This window comes from Pedobacter sp. UYP30, assembly GCF_040547165.1.
Classification (GTDB): domain Bacteria; phylum Bacteroidota; class Bacteroidia; order Sphingobacteriales; family Sphingobacteriaceae; genus Pedobacter.
The window spans coordinates 145309-163039 of sequence record NZ_JBEPPD010000008.1; the positions used below are offsets into that span (position 1 = coordinate 145309).

Genomic DNA, 17731 nt, shown 5'->3' on the forward strand with positions numbered 1-17731 from the left:
ATCAAGACTTGAACACCAGCGACAAAGCATGAAGTAATGAGCGAACGAATAGACAGTTATGTCTTGATACTCGATACTTTATACCTGATACTCCAATGCTTATTAAAAAACTCGGCGCATTCTCACACGTCTAAAACTTATCTTTTCTCAATAATGAGATAGAATGTAGCACCTTGTTGGCACAGGTTGCTAAGACTTCAGCGGTTCTAATCCCTCCGTCTTTCTTTATAAGCGTTGCAAAAATAGCATATCACAATATCAATATCAAATTTTTAGCCGCTAAGCGATACATTATTATAGTTAAGCTACAATTATCGCCACACAACCAAATAAAATTCGTTTTAAATCCCAAAATCCCTCGAGTTTTAAAAAAAAACAAAAAAAGACACATCTATCGATGTGTCTTTTAAATTGAAATCTTTTAAAAACTAATTATTTTCTTCCACCGAAGATACGAAGCAAGAAAAGGAAGATGTTAAGGAAATCTAAATAAAGAGATAAAGCAGCAACAATAGCCATTTTTTTGGTGTCTACCTGTAAAACTTGATCTCCTCTGGCCTCTATTCCCATACCGATGCGTTTTATTTTTTGCACATCGTAAGCGGTTAAAGCGGTAAATATTGCAATGCCAATAAATGCCATAAACAAGCTAAACTGCTTGCTCTGGATAAACATGTTGATAACCATAGCTATTACGAGTGCGATAACGCCGACCATTAAAATAGGCCCAAACTTGCTTAAATCTATGTTAGTGGTGTATCCCATAACTGCCATTACGCCAAAAATGCCTGCAGCGCCGGCAAAGCAACTTACCACCGAGCCTGTAGAATAATGAAGTAAAATAAAACTCAAACTTACGCCTGTTAAAACAGAATAAAGTACGAAAACGCCCACTAATGCCGGGAAGGACAGCTTACTTAATCCAAATCCCATTAGCATCACTAAGCCAAGTGGCGCAAACATGGTTACATACCCCAGTCCAGACAAACCGCCTGTATCTTGGTTTACCAAATATTGCATTAAACTTTTGTCACTGCTAAAAATATAAGCAGCTGCTGTTGATAAACATAGTGCCACGAACATCCACAAAAAAACATTTGCAAAAAATTGTTTAGAAATCGAAGCTTCTTGTTTTACAAAGACACTATTGTCTTGGTATTGATAATTTTGTTGATCCATTATATTTGTTGTGTAGATTAATTTTGTGTTAAAAAATAAAAAGAAGATGTTTCACTCGAATCTCTTCATAACGTCAGTTGCATCAATTATTGCAAAAACTGTGCAAAAGCTAAAGCGTCTGCCCATTTGCCATATTTTTTTATAAAAATAGTGGTTTAAGCCAATCTTTTTGTCAAAAGTTCTTCAATTTTTTTAAATATCTGTAGTGGCTTTAGTGGCCGCCAAGCAAAGTTATCGAACGCGCCGCCAAAATTTATATAATAATCTATGTTGTTCTCTTTAAACTCGCTAATTACGTGTTCATTAAAATTCACGCCAACAATCCATCCATCGTCTACCTCTTGAAACCATTCCTCATAATAACTGTCGTCTGAAGCATGAAAATTCAAGACGTTTTCTCCAATTAAAATAAATTTATTAATTCCCTCGTCCATCATCAGTTCTAAAATATCTCTTTTCAGCAACATAATGTCGTTGTTTATTGCATCATTCCATTCGCCAATAAATTCTATAATGGCGTAGCTACGTTCGTAATCGGCATAAAGCACCTTGAGGTAAAGTGTGTTGGAGCCAAACTCGTCCCATTGGGGATGGAGTAGAAAATTATAAATCTGCTTATCAAAATATAACTCAGAATATTCTGTATTATAAAATGGCGATTTGTCGTCTTCTGCAGATATGTAATCGTCTCTCCACTGGTAATATGGTTCTATTTCGTGCAAAAAGTAGTATTTAGTAGTTAGATAAAAATAAGTCGGAAGTCGGAAAGTCAGGAGTTATGGCGGCTACCAATTTTAAATTAATTTTTTAGCTCCTCTCCTTTTTTAAGGAGGGGTTGGCGGTAGGTTTTACACCCTGCCATCGTAATTCGTAAATCTAAAATCGTAAATTAACTTTATTTCCCTGCTTCTACGGCTTTACGCACACTGCCATATTGACTCAGCAATTTTGCCGCTTCGCCGTAACCAATGTTTAAGTCTTTTGCCACCATTTGCGTTCCGCGATCTACAAGTTTATTGTTACTTAACTGCATATCTACCATTTTGTTTCCCACAACTCTTCCCAACTGAACCATTACCGTAGTACTGAGCATGTTAAGCACCATTTTTTGTGCAGTCCCAGATTTCATCCGTGTAGAACCTGTAATAAATTCTGGGCCAACAATTACCTCAACCGGAAAATCTGATTCGGCAGCAATTGGGCCTCCTCCGTTGCAAACAATACAGCCAGTTAATAAACCATGTTTATTTGCTTCTTGCAAACCCCCTATAACATACGGCGTGGTGCCAGATGCGGCAAGGCCGATCAGACAGTCTTTTTCGCCAACGTTAAAATCTTGCAGATCCTTCCATGCCTGCTTCTTATCGTCTTCGGCAAATTCTACAGCTTTCCGAATCGCAGAATCTCCGCCCGCAATAATTCCTACTACAGCATCAAATGGAACGCCAAACGTTGGTGGGCACTCAGATGCGTCTACTACACCTAGTCTGCCGCTGGTGCCTGCTCCAATGTAAAAAAGCCGTCCTCCCTTTTTCATTTTCTTCGCAACTGCCGAGGCTAGCTTCTCAATTTGTGGCATCGCTTCTGCCACAGCAAATGCAACCGTTCTATCCTCTGCATTAATTGCTTGCAACACCTCTAAAACAGACATTTTCTCTATGTCTTTATAATTGGATTCTCTCTCGGTAACATTGTTCATAAATAAAATTTCTATAAAATTCGGAATTTTTAAGCAAAACTGGCGAAGTTTTTCAGAAAATAAAATAGGAATAAGACAAAAGCAATATTTTTAAAAAACCATAAGTCTTAAAGTTTTACAAACAAAAGCACTTAAATTTCTCTTTTAAAAATGATTAAACAGCTAATTTACTTAAATTTGCGTAATCTAAATGAAAAAGAATACCCGTTATAATTTACTTCTTGCATTAAGTTATTCCGTCATTTTAATAACTGGAATGTACTTAGGCTACAAATTTTTAAAAGACCAAGGGTATACTGTTGAAAAAACTCAAAATCTGGCCGACTCGCAAGCCCAAAAAAAAGATGAGATTCTGCAGATTATCAACAAGAAATATGTGGATGACATAAATACTTCTAACTTAAAAAAATTGCCTATAGACAGTCTATTGCACGAGTTAGATCCTCATAGCGCCTATTTACCTCCCGCCGATGCGGAGGACATGGGACAAACACTTGAAGGTAATTTTGAGGGCGTGGGTTTAGAATATTACATGCTTAACGACACCATGTTTGTTACAGGGGTTGTAAAGGATGGCCCGGCAAGTATTGCCGGAATAAAATTGGGCGACAAAATATTGAGGATAGATACCGCTACCGTTAGTGGTCGCAGAATGAGCAAAGACCAGCTTTACGGCCGTTTTAGGGGGAAATCTGGCACAGGAGTTAGCGTGTTGCTATTACACCCAGGCAGTCCTCAAAGCAAGCGTTTATTGGTTACCCGTGGAAAAATAAACGTAAGCAGCATAGATGCATCTTATCTTTTAAACGCCGAAACTGGCTACATACGGATAAGTAAATTTGGCGCTAATACTGATACGGACTTTTTTGCAGCGCTCTCTAACTTAAAAACAGCTGGAATGAAGAAGCTGATACTGGATTTAAGAGATAACGGTGGCGGCTACTTTAGTGCAGCTACTGGTTTGGCAGATCAGTTTTTGCCAGATAACAAACTTATTGTGTTTACGCAGGGCAAGCACCAGCCGCGCACCGACTATATGTCTACAGGAACTGGTATTTTTCAACAAGGCAAGCTGGCTATTTTAATCAATGAAAACACGGCATCGGCAAGCGAAATTGTAGCTGGCGCTGTACAAGATCTCGGTAGGGGAATAATTGTTGGGCGGCGTTCTTTTGGAAAAGGCTTGGTGCAAGAACAGTTTCCATTTGAAGATGGATCTGCCCTTAACTTAACTATTGCCCGCTATTATACGCCAAATGGCAGAAGCATACAAAAATCTTATGCTAACGGCTACGATGCCTATAAACGCGAGTTAGATGACCGAATGACCGATGGAGAGCTGACCAGCGATCGCAGTTCGTTTAAAGATTCTGTACAAAAGGGAGAAGGTATCGAAAACAGAACAGCCAAAATAACAAAAACCCCTGGAGGGATTGAACCAGACATATTTGTTAAGCTAGATACAGCAGGATATAACACCTTTTACAGCACTTTAATGAGTAAAAAAATACTGTCTGACTTTGTGTTTCAAACACTAACCCTAAAGTATCCGTCAACCGCGATTGAACAAAACTTAAATACGTTTAAACTTAGCGAAAACGATTTTAAAGATTTTACCAATTTTTTGCAGAAAAAAAACATATTGGTAAACTTTCAACAGCTAAATGCCGCTAAGCCTGTTATTTTAAACAACCTAAAAGCTATTTTGTATCGGTTTTACTTTGGCGATGTTGGGTATTACAAAGCGGTAAATCCGAATGATGCCATGGTAAAAGAGGCATTGAGCAGTTTGCAGTAAAATCTCCATAGCCAATTTGACAGTTATTCCTTGGATAACTCATTACAAATAAACCTTGATAGAATTAACTTATTGTCTGTTGCAAAGCCAACAAATCTTTTTTATGAGTATAGATTATTTCTAAATTACAGTTTTAAACTTGTCTTGGCTTAATTTTTGGTTAGTCTTTTTCACTTAAAAAATTAAACATATAAACAAAAAAAATGAACAAATTTAAAGCTCTTTTGATGCTTGCATTGTGCACTACTTTATTCTTCTCTTGCAAAAAGAAAGAAGAAGCTCCAAAAACCGAAAGTGGAAAAAATGTAAAACTTACCTTTACAGTAACCGGTGTAAACCCGGCTGAGGTCGATGCCGTGTCATTTACTGCTGTCGGATTAAATAATGCAAACGCCAAGACTGTTTGGAAGGTAAATGGAGCAGTAAAAAACAATGAACAAGCGATAAGCTTGGGCGAAAATGATTTTACAGGAACCACGAAAACTTATGTGGTGGAGTCTACAACGCCACTTGATGTGATTGATGTTTCCATACAATGCATAAATTTCGGCTCGAACTTTAAAGTTAGCTATAAAGCAGAAATTGACGGAAAGGTAGTGAATAGCGACCAAGATGTAACGGTTGCTTTAAATAAAGATTATACGCACCAATTTACTTACTAAAGTGTGTTAGACGCGCATAATAAAGGCCACATTTAAAAAATGTGGCCTTTATTTATTGAATTTTTTTTCCAATACAGATGTTCTAGAGCGAACCTCTATTCCTCTACCACGCCCATGGCGCAGAACTTGTTAATTCTTGTTTCTATCAGTTTATCAGTCTTCATTTTGCCCAATTCAGCAAGATCTGATATTAAACGATCTTTAATGGTTTGCGCCATCAATTCAGGGTTTTGATGCGCACCGCCCAAAGGCTCCGGAATAATGCCATCGATTAACTTATTGCCGAGCATATTTGCAGAAGTTAGTTTTAGGCATTCTGCTGCCTTTTCTTTAAAATCCCAACTGCGCCAAAGAATAGAAGAGCAAGATTCTGGAGAAATTACCGAGTACCAAGTGTGCTCTAACATATAAACCCTATCTCCAATCCCAATACCCAATGCACCGCCAGATGCTCCTTCGCCAATAACCATGCAAATAATAGGCACTTTAAGTACAGACATTTCTAACAAGTTTCTAGCAATAGCTTCGCCTTGCCCGCGTTCTTCTGCTTCTAAACCCGGGTAAGCACCCATGGTATCTATAAAAGAAACAACGGGTTTGTTAAACTTTTCTGCTAGTCGCATCAGCCTTAAGGCTTTTCTATACCCTTCGGGATTTGCCATTCCGAAATTTCGGAATTGTCTTTCTTTGGTGTTTTTCCCTTTTTGGTGGCCAATAACCATAACGGTCTGTCCATTAATCGTGGCAAAACCACCTATAATTGCTTTATCGTCTTTTACAGTTCTATCGCCATGCATCTCTATAAAATCATCGCAAATTAAGCTTATGTAATCTAAGGTTTGTGGCCTATCGGGATGTCTGCTCAATTGCACTTCTTGCCAACCTGTTAAGTTGCTATAAAGCGATTTAGAGGTTTCGTCTAATTTTTGTTCGAGCTCATTAATCGTTGCCGACATGTTCACCTTAGTTTTTTCGGCAACCTGATTAACCTTTTCTATCTGTTGATGTAAATCTGCGATAGGCTTTTCGAAATCAAATGATGTTTTTATTTGCTGCATAACTTGGGACAAATTTACAGATAAAATTTTATTATTAAGTGGTTATTCCTTCATTTGAAAACGCAGCCCGTCAAAAAAACTGCTGACTTAAATCGCAAACCAATAGTTGGAGATTTATTAAAACTAAAACTTAGTAGCCTCCTCGCTTTGAGAAAGCCAACAATAGACAAGATAAAAACAGAAGTTCAGCGTTCATTTTAGTCGGTTCGGCGCTCAAATACTCCATTAATTATCCGGTATAAAAAATGCGTAAACATCTTCTTACTGGAGACGCCGTGCAAATTATCGGCATCATGTTTCTGGGAAGCATATTTTTTACTACTTTGGCTTTAGCTATGGAACAACCAAAATCAGAAAAAGAAAAAATGCTTGCAGGATTACCTTATTTTGCTGGCGAAAAAGCATTATCTGCAGAGCGTTTAAAGGCGCGAGAGGTGCTTTTTGAATTTAACAATTCTGCGCCAAAGTTTATAAAGCAGCGCAAGCAACAGCTTAAAAATTTGTTTGGCAAAACCGAAACCAACTTTTACTTAGAGCCACCATTTCGATGTGATTATGGATACAACATAGAAATAGGAGAACATTTCTACGCCAACTTTAACCTCATCATTTTAGATTGTGCCAAGGTTAGTATCGGCAATGATGTTTTTATCGCGCCAAATGTTGGCATTTATACGGCTGGGCATCCCATCCATCCACACTTAAGAAACAAAGAAGTAGAATGGGCACAACCAATTACCATTGGAGATAGCGTTTGGATTGGCGCCGGAGCTATAATAAACCCAGGCATAACCATTGGAAACAATGTGGTAATTGGATCCGGTAGTGTGGTTACCAAAGATATTCCAGATAATGTTCTAGCTGTCGGGAATCCGTGCCGGGTGATAAGAGAAATAACAGAGGCTGATAAGGATTTTTATCGCAAGAATTTAAGAATGCCGGAGGAAAGGTAAAATACTTCGCTAGACCCAGAACTGATTTATAGTTAATCTTTCTGCCTACTGACTTCCCTTTTTAAACGACCGTCCTTGTCGACCAAAGGAGACATCTCACACGCCACGAACGTACGATGTATCGTTAGACCCTGGTTGTGAGACTTCTCGTTCCTTGAAGTTACGCGCGCGGATAAGCGCCATAATCCAAAATCATCACGCTATTCGATATCTTCCGCAGGGCGATGTTGAACTTTGGAAGAGACGGGATTTGCTACACATTAGCTTTTTTCAGCAACCACCATAAACGAACTAACTGAAAGTATTTATGTGTGCGGATTCGGAAATCCGAGTTATCTCCGTTTGGGATGCGTAAGCTTGACATCCCGAAGAGCAATGATTCTCAAAAAACGACCGTTTGATGAGAATTATACAGTTATGTAACCTATTTTCCTCGGTCCCCATATCTTTTAGAACTAATTAAAAATTTTGTTCTAAAATGTAAGTGAAAAATTCGGGGTGTTGCATTTTTTACTACTTTTAACGGATCATTTATCATTATGAAAAGGTTAACGCTCATGTCTTTAAAATCACTTGCTTACTTAATTATATTTTCACTACTTGTTACCCATGGTTTTTCTCAAACCAAAATGACCAGTTATTCGGGCAACATTAAAGGTTATTCTCAAGCTGTTGGCTATAGTAGATTAGAACTAATTCTTAATAATGCTGTAACAGGTTTATCAGAAACACATATTATCGAAATAAAGAAGAATGGTGATTTTTCCATCGCATTTCCGGCTAATTTCCCGCAGGAGTATTTGGTAAGGTTCGGTTCCTTTTTCGGGCATGTTTACTTAGAACCGGGGGATAACTTAGTAAGCAATTTTTATTTCGATGTAAATAACAAATTGGTCAGGAAATTTAGTGGTGATAGAGCGTTGTTTAATACGCAGCTAGTTAAAACCGAAGCTATTTTGTTGGGTAATGATCATAATAAAATTTATAGGGATATTGCCGACCTTAACCCCGAGCAATATAAGGCCTATTATTATCAGCTGGAACGAATGCAGATAATAAAGTTGGATAGCTTAAAGAAAAGTGGCGAGATTGGACAAAAGGTCTATAAACATGCAGCTAGAAACCTAAAATATACCACATTTTGTGCATTGATTAGATATAATTCCAACCGTGAATCAGCAAAACGTATGATGGGGCAAATCTCCTTTCAGGATAAGAAGTCCGTATTCGAGGAGTTGCCGCTTGATAACAAGTATTTCGATTTCCTTGCAAAAATTAAGTACGGTGATAAGGCTAGCATTTCACATAGCGAATACTTTGTCTTCCTAGGTCAACTCCAAACTTTAGATACTATTGTGGTCGCCGCTTGGCGTAACGTGGCTCCGGATCTATTTAATAAAATCGACATAGGAAAGCGGCTTGATAGTATTGAGTTGAATACTTGGAATATTATCCAAGGCCAAATAAAAAATGGTATTGCTCAATTAGATTCATACAGGAGGGCACGGAGTTCTGTATTAAAAGAAATCACTAAAAATAAATTAGAATTTGAACTTGAGTTAATAGCTTTACACGATATCTCGCAAGAAATTAGCAATAAGCAAGTTCCGCTTTCTGCAGATTCACTGGCTAAAATTAAGATAAAGCTTAGAAATAAAGAGTTCTTAGTTGAGCTTGAGCAACTGAACAATAACATCATTAACAGATTAGACCAGAACAACTTAGCCACAAAATCTAACGTTAATGAAACTCCCAAAACCATTGCTGACAGTGTTTTTAACAAAATAATTAGTAAGTATAAAGGCAAGACAGTATTCGTAGATTTCTGGGCAACTTGGTGTGCGCCATGTATTGAAGGATTGCAGAAGATGAAGTCTTTAAAAGAGGAGTTAAAAGAAAGACCTGTAGCTTTTCTCTACATTACTAATCAAACATCGTCAATCACTGCCTACAATGCAATGATTTCTGGGATAAAAGGTGAGCATTATAGAATTACTAACGATGAGTATAATTGGCTTGCAAAGAAATTTAATATTTCTGGAATACCACATTATGCACTTGTTGATCGTAACGGTCTAGTGGTAGATGCTTCATACCAGTGGAATGACCCTGAACAAATTAAATTACGATTGTTAGAGCTAATGAAATAATAAATTTTTTATTTCCTCGCAAACAAAGATGATGATGTGTCATTATTCCCCCGTTTATTGAAATTTAGAATTACTGAAAGTCAATAGTTTTTTGATGTTAGTATAAGCCGCTCCAAAAACAGGTACAGTATAATCCGATTTTTAGCAAATTCTCAAAAACTCATTTCATTAATCAAATGGTATTTTTAGTTTTTGATGATGAGTTTTTGATACATAAAAGGCAGTAAATAAAGAGTTGCATTTAACAATCCGGTGTGAGGTCTTAATTTGGATCTGTACTTTTTTACTCTAGCAGCGCTATTCTTTGGGGCTGTATAGAATGTGCTAAACCATTATGCAATGCACAGTCATTTTTGCTCACCATACCTTATTCTTTACTGCTCGATGTACGATCCACCACAATTTTCCACTGCCCGTTTAATTTTTTAAAGAGTAGGGTAAAAAAGCCATGAGGATTATCTGTTTTTCGTTTTAAACTCCAACTTCCCATTACAAAGGCTGCATCTTTTGCCAACACAGTTATTTTTTTAATGTCGAAAGTTAACTCACCCATCGCCATTTTATCTGGATAGCCTTTCTTATAGTTGTTTAATGTTTTTTGCCAGCCGTAAGTAGGCCCAGAGCCGCCTACAAACAACAAACTATCGCTTTGCTGATAACCTTTCATAAAACCTTCGATATCGCCTTTGTTCCAAGCAATTTCTTGGTTGTGCATTACAGCTAAAATCTGATGTTCTATACGTTGCTGTTGAGCAGAGACTTTTATGCAGACTAAGCAAAAAACTAGGATCAAGAAATATTTCATACCCGAAAACTACATAAAAAAACTAAGTTTTTATTATAACTTTAGCCATACCTAGTTTTCAAATAGAAAGCAAGGTCAGAAATATTGTTAGCATGCAAAACACCGTAGTATGTATTGGAGAATTGCTCTGGGATGTTTATCCAAACGACAAAAAGGTAGGCGGATCTAGCACAAACGTTTCACTCCATTTAGCCAAACAAGGCATTAATTGCCTCCTTGTTAGTGCTGTAGGAGATGACGCTGATGGAATTACGCTTATAAACTATCTAACGGTTAAAAATTTATCAACTCACCTAATTCAGATAAAAAAGAATTTACCAACGAGTACGGTAATTATCAAACTAAACGACGACCAAAATGCTACTTATACCATTGCAGAGCCAGTGGCCTGGGATGAAATAACGCTTACAGACGGAGCTCTAACAAGTGTAGAAAATGCAGATGCATTGGTTTTTTGCAGTCTAACTTGCAGAGAAGAGAAAAGCAGAGAAACCGTGTGTGCGCTTGCAGATAAAGCAAGGTTGGCCATTTTTGACATGAACCTCCGCGAACCCTTTTACTGCTTTGACACAATTAAGTTGCTGCTTAAAAAATCTCACGTTTTAAAAATAAATGAGAATGAATTGCTTTATCTAAAGCAAAACTTTGCCCTAAAAAACCAAATCGACGAGGAATGCCTACCGGAAATTGCTGAAAAATTCGCTTTAAAAGCGATTTGTCTCACGCTAGGTGGAAACGGTGCAATGGTTTGGCATAACCATAAATTTTACCGACATAATGGATTTAAGATAAAAGTTGCAGACACCGTTGGCGCCGGAGACGCGTTTCTCGCCACCTTTATTGCGGGCTTCTTAGCAGAAAAAGAAATGTTAGAAGCTTTAGAAAACGCCTGTTTACTAGGCGCTTTTGTAGCGTCGCAGCCGGGCGCAAACCCAAATTACAACGAAGAAATATTACATGAATTTAAAAGAAACAGCTTCTAGCAAGCCCAAAGTGGTGGTTATAGGTGCTGGATTTGCTGGCATGGCCGCAGCGGCTTTAATGGCAAAATCGGGCTGTGAAGTTACCGTATTAGAAAAAAATGAGATGGCTGGTGGCCGAGCAAGAACATGGCAAAAAGATGGTTTTACGTTTGATATGGGGCCAAGTTGGTATTGGATGCCCGATGTTTTCGAGAACTATTATGCACTTTTCGGAAAAACAACAGCCGATTTTTACGAGCTAAAACGCCTCGACCCCTCCTATCGAATTTTCTTTGGTAAAAATGAGAAATTGGACATTCCTGCCACAGTAGAAAAACTTTACCAATTGTTTGAAGATTTAGAGCCCGGAAGCAGCAAGAATTTAAATCTTTTTCTCGATCAAGCCGAATATAAATACCGTGTTGGGATGAATGAATACGTGTTCAAGCCATCGCACAGCGTGATGGAATATTTCGACCCTCGGTTGGCTGTTAGCGGAATAAAGCTGCAGTTGTTGGGCAATATGCGCAAGCATGTACAAAAGCTATTTAAAAACGAAAAGTTGAGGAAACTTTTAGAGTTTCCGGTTTTATTTTTAGGCGCCACGCCACAAAATACCCCGGCATTATATAGCCTGATGAATTACGCCGATTTAATTCTTGGAACTTGGTATCCAATGGGCGGCATGCACAAAATCGTTTCGGCCATGCAGCAAATTGCCGAGCTTGAAGGTGTGAAATTTCTATTTAACAGCGAGGTAACTGAAATAAAAGTTGAAGAAAATGAAGTGAAATTTATCAATGTCGGCAACAACAAATTCGAAGCAGATTTTGTTATTGGCAATGCCGATTATCATCACTTAGAACAACAGTTGTTACAAAAGAAAGATAGAAGATATATTGAATCTTATTGGCAAAAAAGAACCATGGCGCCATCTTGCCTACTTTTTTATATTGGTTTAAATAAAAAGCTAACAGATGTGCTGCACCACAATCTCTTTTTTGACCAAGACTTTGACAAACACGCAGAAGAGATTTATGCTAAACCTGCGTGGCCAACTGAACCCCTCTTTTACGCCTGTTGCCCGTCTATTACAGACGAAAACGTAGCGCCAGAAAACTGTGAAAATCTTTTCTTTTTAATGCCCATAGCACCTGGTTTACAGGATACAGAGACGCAACGAGAAAAATATTTCACACTAATGTTAGAGCGATTTGAAACAATTACGGGCAACAAAATAGCAGACCATATACTTTTTAAACGAAGTTACGCTATGAACGACTTTGTAAAAGATTACCATGCTTTTAAGGGGAATGCATACGGTTTGGCAAACACCCTTTCGCAAACTGCTTTCTTAAAACCAAAAATGGAAAGCAAAATAAAAAATTTTTTATATACTGGTCAACTTACCGTACCAGGCCCCGGTGTGCCCCCAGCGATAGTTTCTGGAAGAGTGGCTGCAAACGAAAGTATAAGAAAGTTAAAAAAGTTTGGATTATTAAAAAAATAACTATACATTTAAAAACTCTAACAAATAGTGGTATTTATTTCGAAAAGTTTAAGCAAACGATTAAAAGCGAAAACTAACGAAAGCATATATAAGAATCAACTAACCAAATATATGATTAGGCAAAAAGGCTAAGATTTATCTTAGCCTTTTGCTGTTAAAAGGAACGAGGTGATAGGTATTAGGAGTTAAGCATTAGCCACCTCATAGCTTTTTATTAGGAAATCGCTGTTCGTTAAGTCGATTTTCGTTAGGAGTCTTGAAGGTTAGTCGTTAAAGGCCTTGGAGAAAACAAGACAAAATTCTCGAAGAATTAAAACAAAGCAGTATATAACTTCGTGGGCTTTGGGGAAACCTCGGTGCGATCTGTGGTCAATTTTTCTAAAAGCACCCTACTTCCCACCCAAACCTGCCAATACATTGATGGTTAGCGCCACGATAATGGTATTGAAAACAAAGGAAAGCAAACTATGCAACAACGTAAGTCGGCGAATCTTTTTGGAAGATATTTCTACATCAGACACCTGAAAGGTCATGCCGATAACAAAAGAATAATAAGCGAAGTCTAAAAAATCGGGTTCCTCATCCTCAGGAAAATCCAAGCCTCCTTTTGACGTCTTGTCTCCGCTTTCCTCCATATCTTGATAAAATAACCGCGCATAGCGTAAGGTAAATGTTGTATGCACTAAGCACCAAGAAAGAAATAATCCGATAATGGCCACAGAAATGTCGGCAGCTTTTAGCGACTTGTCGATCAAAACCAGAATAACGGCAAACAAGGCTGCAAAAGTAGCAATAAGAATTACTAGAAAGATTTCGCTTCTAGTTTCATCTTGTATTTTGGCGCGTAACTTAGTTCTTGCAGCATCAACTGAGAAAAACATTTCCCAATGTATCGCAATCAAGGCGAGCGAAAAAGCGTCCCATCCGAACATAATTCGAGTTAAGCCATTTAATTTAAGGAAGAATCCGCCGAGGTAAAACAACATTCCCATTCCCAAACAAATGAGTAGAATGGGCAATGCGGTCAACTTATGGAAACGACTTAATGTTGGCTCGATGGATGTCACTAAAATTTAAGTTTAAAATGTTGTTTTGCCTGTCCCTTTTTAAAAAAAACTAAACCAATCCAAAAAAGATCTACAGTTAAGGTAACCTGTGGATCATTCTTTATTTCTGTCCACGCTTCTTTCATGCCTTTGCTCCAATAAATATCGTCAAAAATGAGCAGGGAATTTTCAGTTACTTTTGGCAGGCACCATTTAAAGTAAGTTAATGTGGCGTCTTTACGGTGGTTTCCGTCTATGTAAACGAAATCTAAACTCGCCTGTTTAGCGATAACATCTGGAAAAATATGATCGAAATTACCCACGTGAAGTTCAATATTTTTGAGCGCTAAATCTTCAAAATTTTTCTTGGCTACAGCGGCTGTTTCCGAGCAACCTTCTATGGTTACTACCGTGGCATCGGGGCTAGCTTTTGCCAAATAGGCCGTAGTTATGCCTAAACACGTGCCTAGCTCTATTATGGCTTTTGGCTGAAAATCCTTAGCCAAACGGTAAATAAGTTGTGCCAACCGAGGTGACTTTAGCGCATTCTTAGCAATTTGGCGCACTTGTTTTGTTCTGTTTTTGTTTACATGAGAACCAGCGCCCAAGTCTGTCACGCTGACCAGCGAATGGTCATTAAAAAGTTTTTTTCGCTGCTGTTCGATGCTTTTGTAAGCTGTATTGACGGTAAAATTGTAAATTACCTCATCTACCAGCTTATACACAAATGGCGAGTGCGTACCGTGCCTAGTCTTTGCTTTAAGACGGTGTTTTAGGTAGTCGACGACAAAAGAAAAAACCATATCGCAAAAATAGGTATTAGCAGCGATTGAAAGGATTTTTTATGGAAAATAAAAACGAAATAGATGCTTTGGTTAGGCTTCTGGATGATCCCGATAGAGAAGTTTATCAGCACATAGAAAAAAAACTTTTGAGCTACGGCGCGGAAGTAATCGAGTTTTTAGAAAATGCCTGGGAACATTCTTTAGATGCGTTATTGCAAGAAAGGATCGAGAACATTGTTCATCAGATCCAATTTAATTCGGTTAAAGAAGATTTAAGCTTATGGTACATGAGCGGCGCTTTTGACCTTCTGCAAGGTGCTTTGGTTATTAATCGTTATCAATATCCTGATCTGGATGAGCAAAAAATTATCAACCAAATAGAAGACATTAAACGAGAAATATGGCTGAGTTTGCAGTACGATATGAGCGCGCTAGAACAAGTGAAGTTGATCAACCACGTGCTATACAATCAACTCGGTTTTGGGGGGAATACCAAAAACCATCACGATCCGCAAAATTCTTATTTAAGCCAAGTGCTCGAAAGCAAACGGGGGAACCAGATCTCTTTGGCCATTATTTACGCTACGCTAGCCCAAAAGTTAGATATGCCAATTTATGGCATCAATTTACCTCAACATTTTATTTTGGGATATTTAGATGAAAGCAAACAAGAAAGCACAGAATATGGAGTGCTTTTTTACATAAATGCCTTTAACCGAGGCAATATTTTTGGCAAACATGATGTGGATCAGTTTCTTCGACAATTAAATTTAGATCCGCAGCCCATTTATTATAAGCCTTGTACCAATACAGACATTATTCGCAGGGTACTGAGAAATTTGGTTTCAGCTTATGAAAAGGCTGGTTCGATGGATAAGGTTTCCGAATTAAAAGAGTTGCAACTTATTATAGAAGATACTGCAGACTAACAATTAATTCGGTTTAAACTAGAATCGGCTTATCGTCTAGCGATCTAATTTTTGTGCTTCGGAGAACACTAGCGTAATTTTTGTTCCCGTCTTTTCGGCAGATTCCATATAAATTCGAATGCCATGATAATCGGCTATGCTTTTTACAATCGCCAAGCCAAGCCCGAAACCATTCTCGTCGCTATTTCCCCTTTTAAACCGATCAAACGCATTTTCTGCTACTTCTGCATTCATTCCAATACCAGTATCTACTATCTGCAGTTTGTAGTTTTTGGCTTCCGTTGTTCCGCTTACAGCTATAGAACCACCTGTGTAATTGTATTTTATAGCGTTGTTTATAATGTTGGTAAGCAAAATATGGATAAGCGTTTTACTACCAATAAATTTAAAATCGGCATGGAGCTTTACTCTATAGTTTAAATTTTTATCTGTTATCCTATCTTCCAACTCCTCATAAATTTCTGCCAGCTCTTTAGAAATGCTTATGTTTTCGTGTTTTAAGTATTGATTATTCTCTACGCTAGAAATGAGGAGCAAACTGTTTATAATAACCTTTAAGCGATTTAATGTTTTTAGCGAGGCGTATAATTTATCTTCGTGGTCGGCAGGAATATTTGTTGCATTTAACATGTTTTCAAACCTGGTGCTCAATATGGTTATCGGCGTTAGCAACTCGTGCGATACATTTGCGATAAACTGCTTTTCTAATGCAAAAAGTTCGTTAATCTTACGCATCAAAGAATTTACACTTTCATCTAAAATCTTAAAATCGTCTGTACTGGTTGGAATGTTCTCATAGTTGTACTGCGTAGGATCGTTAACCTTATTTATTTTTTTGTCAATTATGGCATAAAATGGTTTCAACAATAGGTTTGTAAAAGCATAATCGGTAAAAAGGCTGATGGTGAGCGCCACTACCAGTAAAATAAGCATATAAAAGCGAATAAAACTTTTAATGTTATCTAAACCGCCAATGGTTTCGCCTATTTCTAAGTTATACCAATTGGTATTGTATAAAAACTTAAAGTTAAGTATGCGAAATGTTTCTACCTCCCCTTCTATCTCTCTATCTTCGGTAATTATTTTTACTGGTGCGGGCTTTTGCGTATCCGGAATATCGTTAAGAATGATAAACTCTTCTTTTAAAATATTGTAATCGGTAAAAGAGTCCTGCTTATCTAACAATACTTTTATCTCATCATCGCTTAAGTTTTTAATGATTTTATTCTTCTTCTTTACCAGTCTATTATCAAGTTGGCTATATGCAATCTTTTCGATGGAAAACAACACTACACCGCCCAGCAATAACGCAATGGCTATTTTGGTTACAGTATTGTAGAGCGATAGCTTTACTTGCAGTTTCATTTAGGGCCAATTAATTTCAAAAAAAACTAAACTAATGGCTAACAATTAATTCGATAACCAATACTTCTAACAGTTTCAAACCAATCTATATCGCTAAGACAAACCAGCTTTTTACGTAGGTTTTTAACATGTACGTCTACAAAATTAGAATCAGAGTTGACTTCTAAAATATCGCCCCAAACGTGTTCTGTTAAACCCATTCTAGAGACTACGCGGTTTTTGTTCAACACCAAGTAGTTGAATATTTCATATTCTTTTTTGGTAAGGTTCAACCGTTCATTGCCAAAGGCCACAGTTCTATTCTGAATGTTTAACAGAAAACCGTGGACATTAATTTCGTTGTTTTCTAGCTTATGCTTTCTGCGGATAATGGCATGCATTCTGGCCAAAAGTTCGTTGAGAGAAAATGGCTTAGGCAGATAATCGTCAGCACCGCCATCCAATCCCTTAATTCTATCGTCTACAGCGCTACGGGCGGTTAAAATAATTACGGCATCTTCTCTATCCTTAAATGATTTTAACAATTTCAATATGTCAAACCCGTCGCCATCTGGCAAGCCAAGATCTAAGAGGATAAAATCGTAACTGTTTACAAATATTTTCTCCTCGGCCGATGCCTTTTTCCAGGCATGTTCAACAGTAAACCCTTCTTTGCTCAAAAATTCGTTAATTTCTAAGGCCAGGCTTTTTTCATCTTCTACAATTAGAATATTCATTTAGGTTTTGAAGAATTATATAGTTAAAGCAATATGGAGACTTTTTTACTCAATAAGAAATCTAGCAATCAAAAAACGAGAGAAAGTTAAAGATTCTGGTGATCACAAAAAAAC

The 17731-nt window shown here is 37.6% G+C and carries 16 protein-coding genes and 1 riboswitch; of the genes, 7 read left to right on the forward strand and 9 right to left on the reverse strand.

Annotation, left to right across the window (positions count from 1 at the left end):
* Nucleotides 1–134: 134 nt before the first annotated feature.
* Nucleotides 135–234: riboswitch (SAM riboswitch) on the reverse strand.
* A gap of 198 nt (nucleotides 235–432) precedes the next feature.
* The 3 genes from ABIB40_RS11160 to murQ all read right to left on the reverse strand — a co-directional run bounded on the left by ABIB40_RS11160 (nucleotide 433) and on the right by murQ (nucleotide 2878).
* Nucleotides 433–1179 carry a Bax inhibitor-1/YccA family protein gene (locus tag ABIB40_RS11160; protein WP_354359015.1) on the reverse strand — a complete coding sequence of 249 codons (747 nt, stop codon included), beginning with the start codon at nucleotides 1177–1179 and terminating at the stop codon, nucleotides 433–435.
* A 155-nt stretch (nucleotides 1180–1334) separates the two neighbouring features.
* A complete protein-coding gene (locus ABIB40_RS11165) occupies nucleotides 1335–1901 on the reverse strand; it encodes a hypothetical protein (RefSeq protein ID WP_354359017.1) in 567 nt (188 codons plus the stop codon).
* A 173-nt stretch (nucleotides 1902–2074) separates the two neighbouring features.
* The gene (gene murQ / locus ABIB40_RS11170) at nucleotides 2075–2878 is read right to left on the reverse strand and encodes an N-acetylmuramic acid 6-phosphate etherase (RefSeq protein WP_354359019.1); all 804 of its coding nucleotides are present in this window, start codon (nucleotides 2876–2878) and stop codon (nucleotides 2075–2077) included.
* Between the two features lie 190 nt (nucleotides 2879–3068).
* On the opposite strand from murQ, the gene ABIB40_RS11175 reads away from it, so the two are divergent.
* Both ABIB40_RS11175 and ABIB40_RS11180 read left to right on the forward strand, forming a co-directional pair.
* Nucleotides 3069–4676, forward strand: coding sequence for a S41 family peptidase (locus tag ABIB40_RS11175; protein WP_354359021.1), 1608 nt, complete (start codon nucleotides 3069–3071; stop codon nucleotides 4674–4676).
* A gap of 203 nt (nucleotides 4677–4879) precedes the next feature.
* Nucleotides 4880–5338, forward strand: coding sequence for a hypothetical protein (locus ABIB40_RS11180; protein ID WP_354359023.1), 459 nt, complete (start codon nucleotides 4880–4882; stop codon nucleotides 5336–5338).
* 95 nt (nucleotides 5339–5433) lie between these two features.
* On the opposite strand, the gene ABIB40_RS11185 is transcribed toward ABIB40_RS11180, so the two are convergent.
* Nucleotides 5434–6396, reverse strand: coding sequence for an acetyl-CoA carboxylase carboxyltransferase subunit alpha (locus ABIB40_RS11185; protein ID WP_354359025.1), 963 nt, complete (start codon nucleotides 6394–6396; stop codon nucleotides 5434–5436).
* A gap of 245 nt (nucleotides 6397–6641) precedes the next feature.
* On the opposite strand from ABIB40_RS11185, the gene ABIB40_RS11190 reads away from it, so the two are divergent.
* Together ABIB40_RS11190 and ABIB40_RS11195 are read left to right on the forward strand one after the other, a co-directional pair.
* A complete protein-coding gene (locus tag ABIB40_RS11190; RefSeq protein WP_354359027.1) occupies nucleotides 6642–7349 on the forward strand; it encodes a sugar O-acetyltransferase in 708 nt (235 codons plus the stop codon).
* 557 nt (nucleotides 7350–7906) lie between these two features.
* Nucleotides 7907–9499, forward strand: coding sequence for a TlpA family protein disulfide reductase (locus ABIB40_RS11195; protein ID WP_354359029.1), 1593 nt, complete (start codon nucleotides 7907–7909; stop codon nucleotides 9497–9499).
* Between the two features lie 367 nt (nucleotides 9500–9866).
* Here the strand turns inward: ABIB40_RS11195 and ABIB40_RS11200 are convergent, their stop codons facing one another.
* On the reverse strand, nucleotides 9867–10214 hold the full coding sequence (locus tag ABIB40_RS11200; protein WP_354359031.1) for a YybH family protein: 348 nt from the start codon (nucleotides 10212–10214) through the stop codon (nucleotides 9867–9869).
* A gap of 182 nt (nucleotides 10215–10396) precedes the next feature.
* On the opposite strand from ABIB40_RS11200, the gene ABIB40_RS11205 reads away from it, so the two are divergent.
* Nucleotides 10397–11287 carry a carbohydrate kinase family protein gene (locus ABIB40_RS11205; RefSeq protein ID WP_354359033.1) on the forward strand — a complete coding sequence of 297 codons (891 nt, stop codon included), beginning with the start codon at nucleotides 10397–10399 and terminating at the stop codon, nucleotides 11285–11287.
* Entirely contained in the window at nucleotides 11262–12776 is a 1515-nt protein-coding gene (gene crtID, locus ABIB40_RS11210) for a bifunctional phytoene desaturase/3,4-desaturase (RefSeq protein WP_354359035.1), read from the forward strand. The genes ABIB40_RS11205 and crtID overlap by 26 nt, the downstream gene beginning before the upstream one ends.
* 389 nt (nucleotides 12777–13165) lie before the next feature.
* Here crtID and ABIB40_RS11215 read toward each other — a convergent pair whose 3' ends face one another.
* Complete coding sequence (locus ABIB40_RS11215) at nucleotides 13166–13843, reverse strand: DUF1345 domain-containing protein (RefSeq protein ID WP_354359037.1); 678 nt, start codon at nucleotides 13841–13843, stop codon at nucleotides 13166–13168.
* The gene (locus ABIB40_RS11220) at nucleotides 13843–14625 is read right to left on the reverse strand and encodes an O-methyltransferase (RefSeq protein ID WP_354359039.1); all 783 of its coding nucleotides are present in this window, start codon (nucleotides 14623–14625) and stop codon (nucleotides 13843–13845) included. The genes ABIB40_RS11215 and ABIB40_RS11220 overlap by 1 nt, the downstream gene beginning before the upstream one ends.
* A 41-nt stretch (nucleotides 14626–14666) precedes the next feature.
* Between ABIB40_RS11220 and ABIB40_RS11225 the strand changes: the two genes are divergently transcribed.
* A complete protein-coding gene (locus ABIB40_RS11225) occupies nucleotides 14667–15536 on the forward strand; it encodes a transglutaminase-like domain-containing protein (protein ID WP_354359041.1) in 870 nt (289 codons plus the stop codon).
* Between the two features lie 36 nt (nucleotides 15537–15572).
* Here the strand turns inward: ABIB40_RS11225 and ABIB40_RS11230 are convergent, their stop codons facing one another.
* Together ABIB40_RS11230 and ABIB40_RS11235 are read right to left on the reverse strand one after the other, a co-directional pair.
* Complete coding sequence (locus ABIB40_RS11230) at nucleotides 15573–16901, reverse strand: sensor histidine kinase (protein ID WP_354359043.1); 1329 nt, start codon at nucleotides 16899–16901, stop codon at nucleotides 15573–15575.
* 38 nt (nucleotides 16902–16939) lie between these two features.
* The gene (locus ABIB40_RS11235; protein WP_354359045.1) at nucleotides 16940–17617 is read right to left on the reverse strand and encodes a response regulator transcription factor; all 678 of its coding nucleotides are present in this window, start codon (nucleotides 17615–17617) and stop codon (nucleotides 16940–16942) included.
* Nucleotides 17618–17731: the final 114 nt, after the last annotated feature.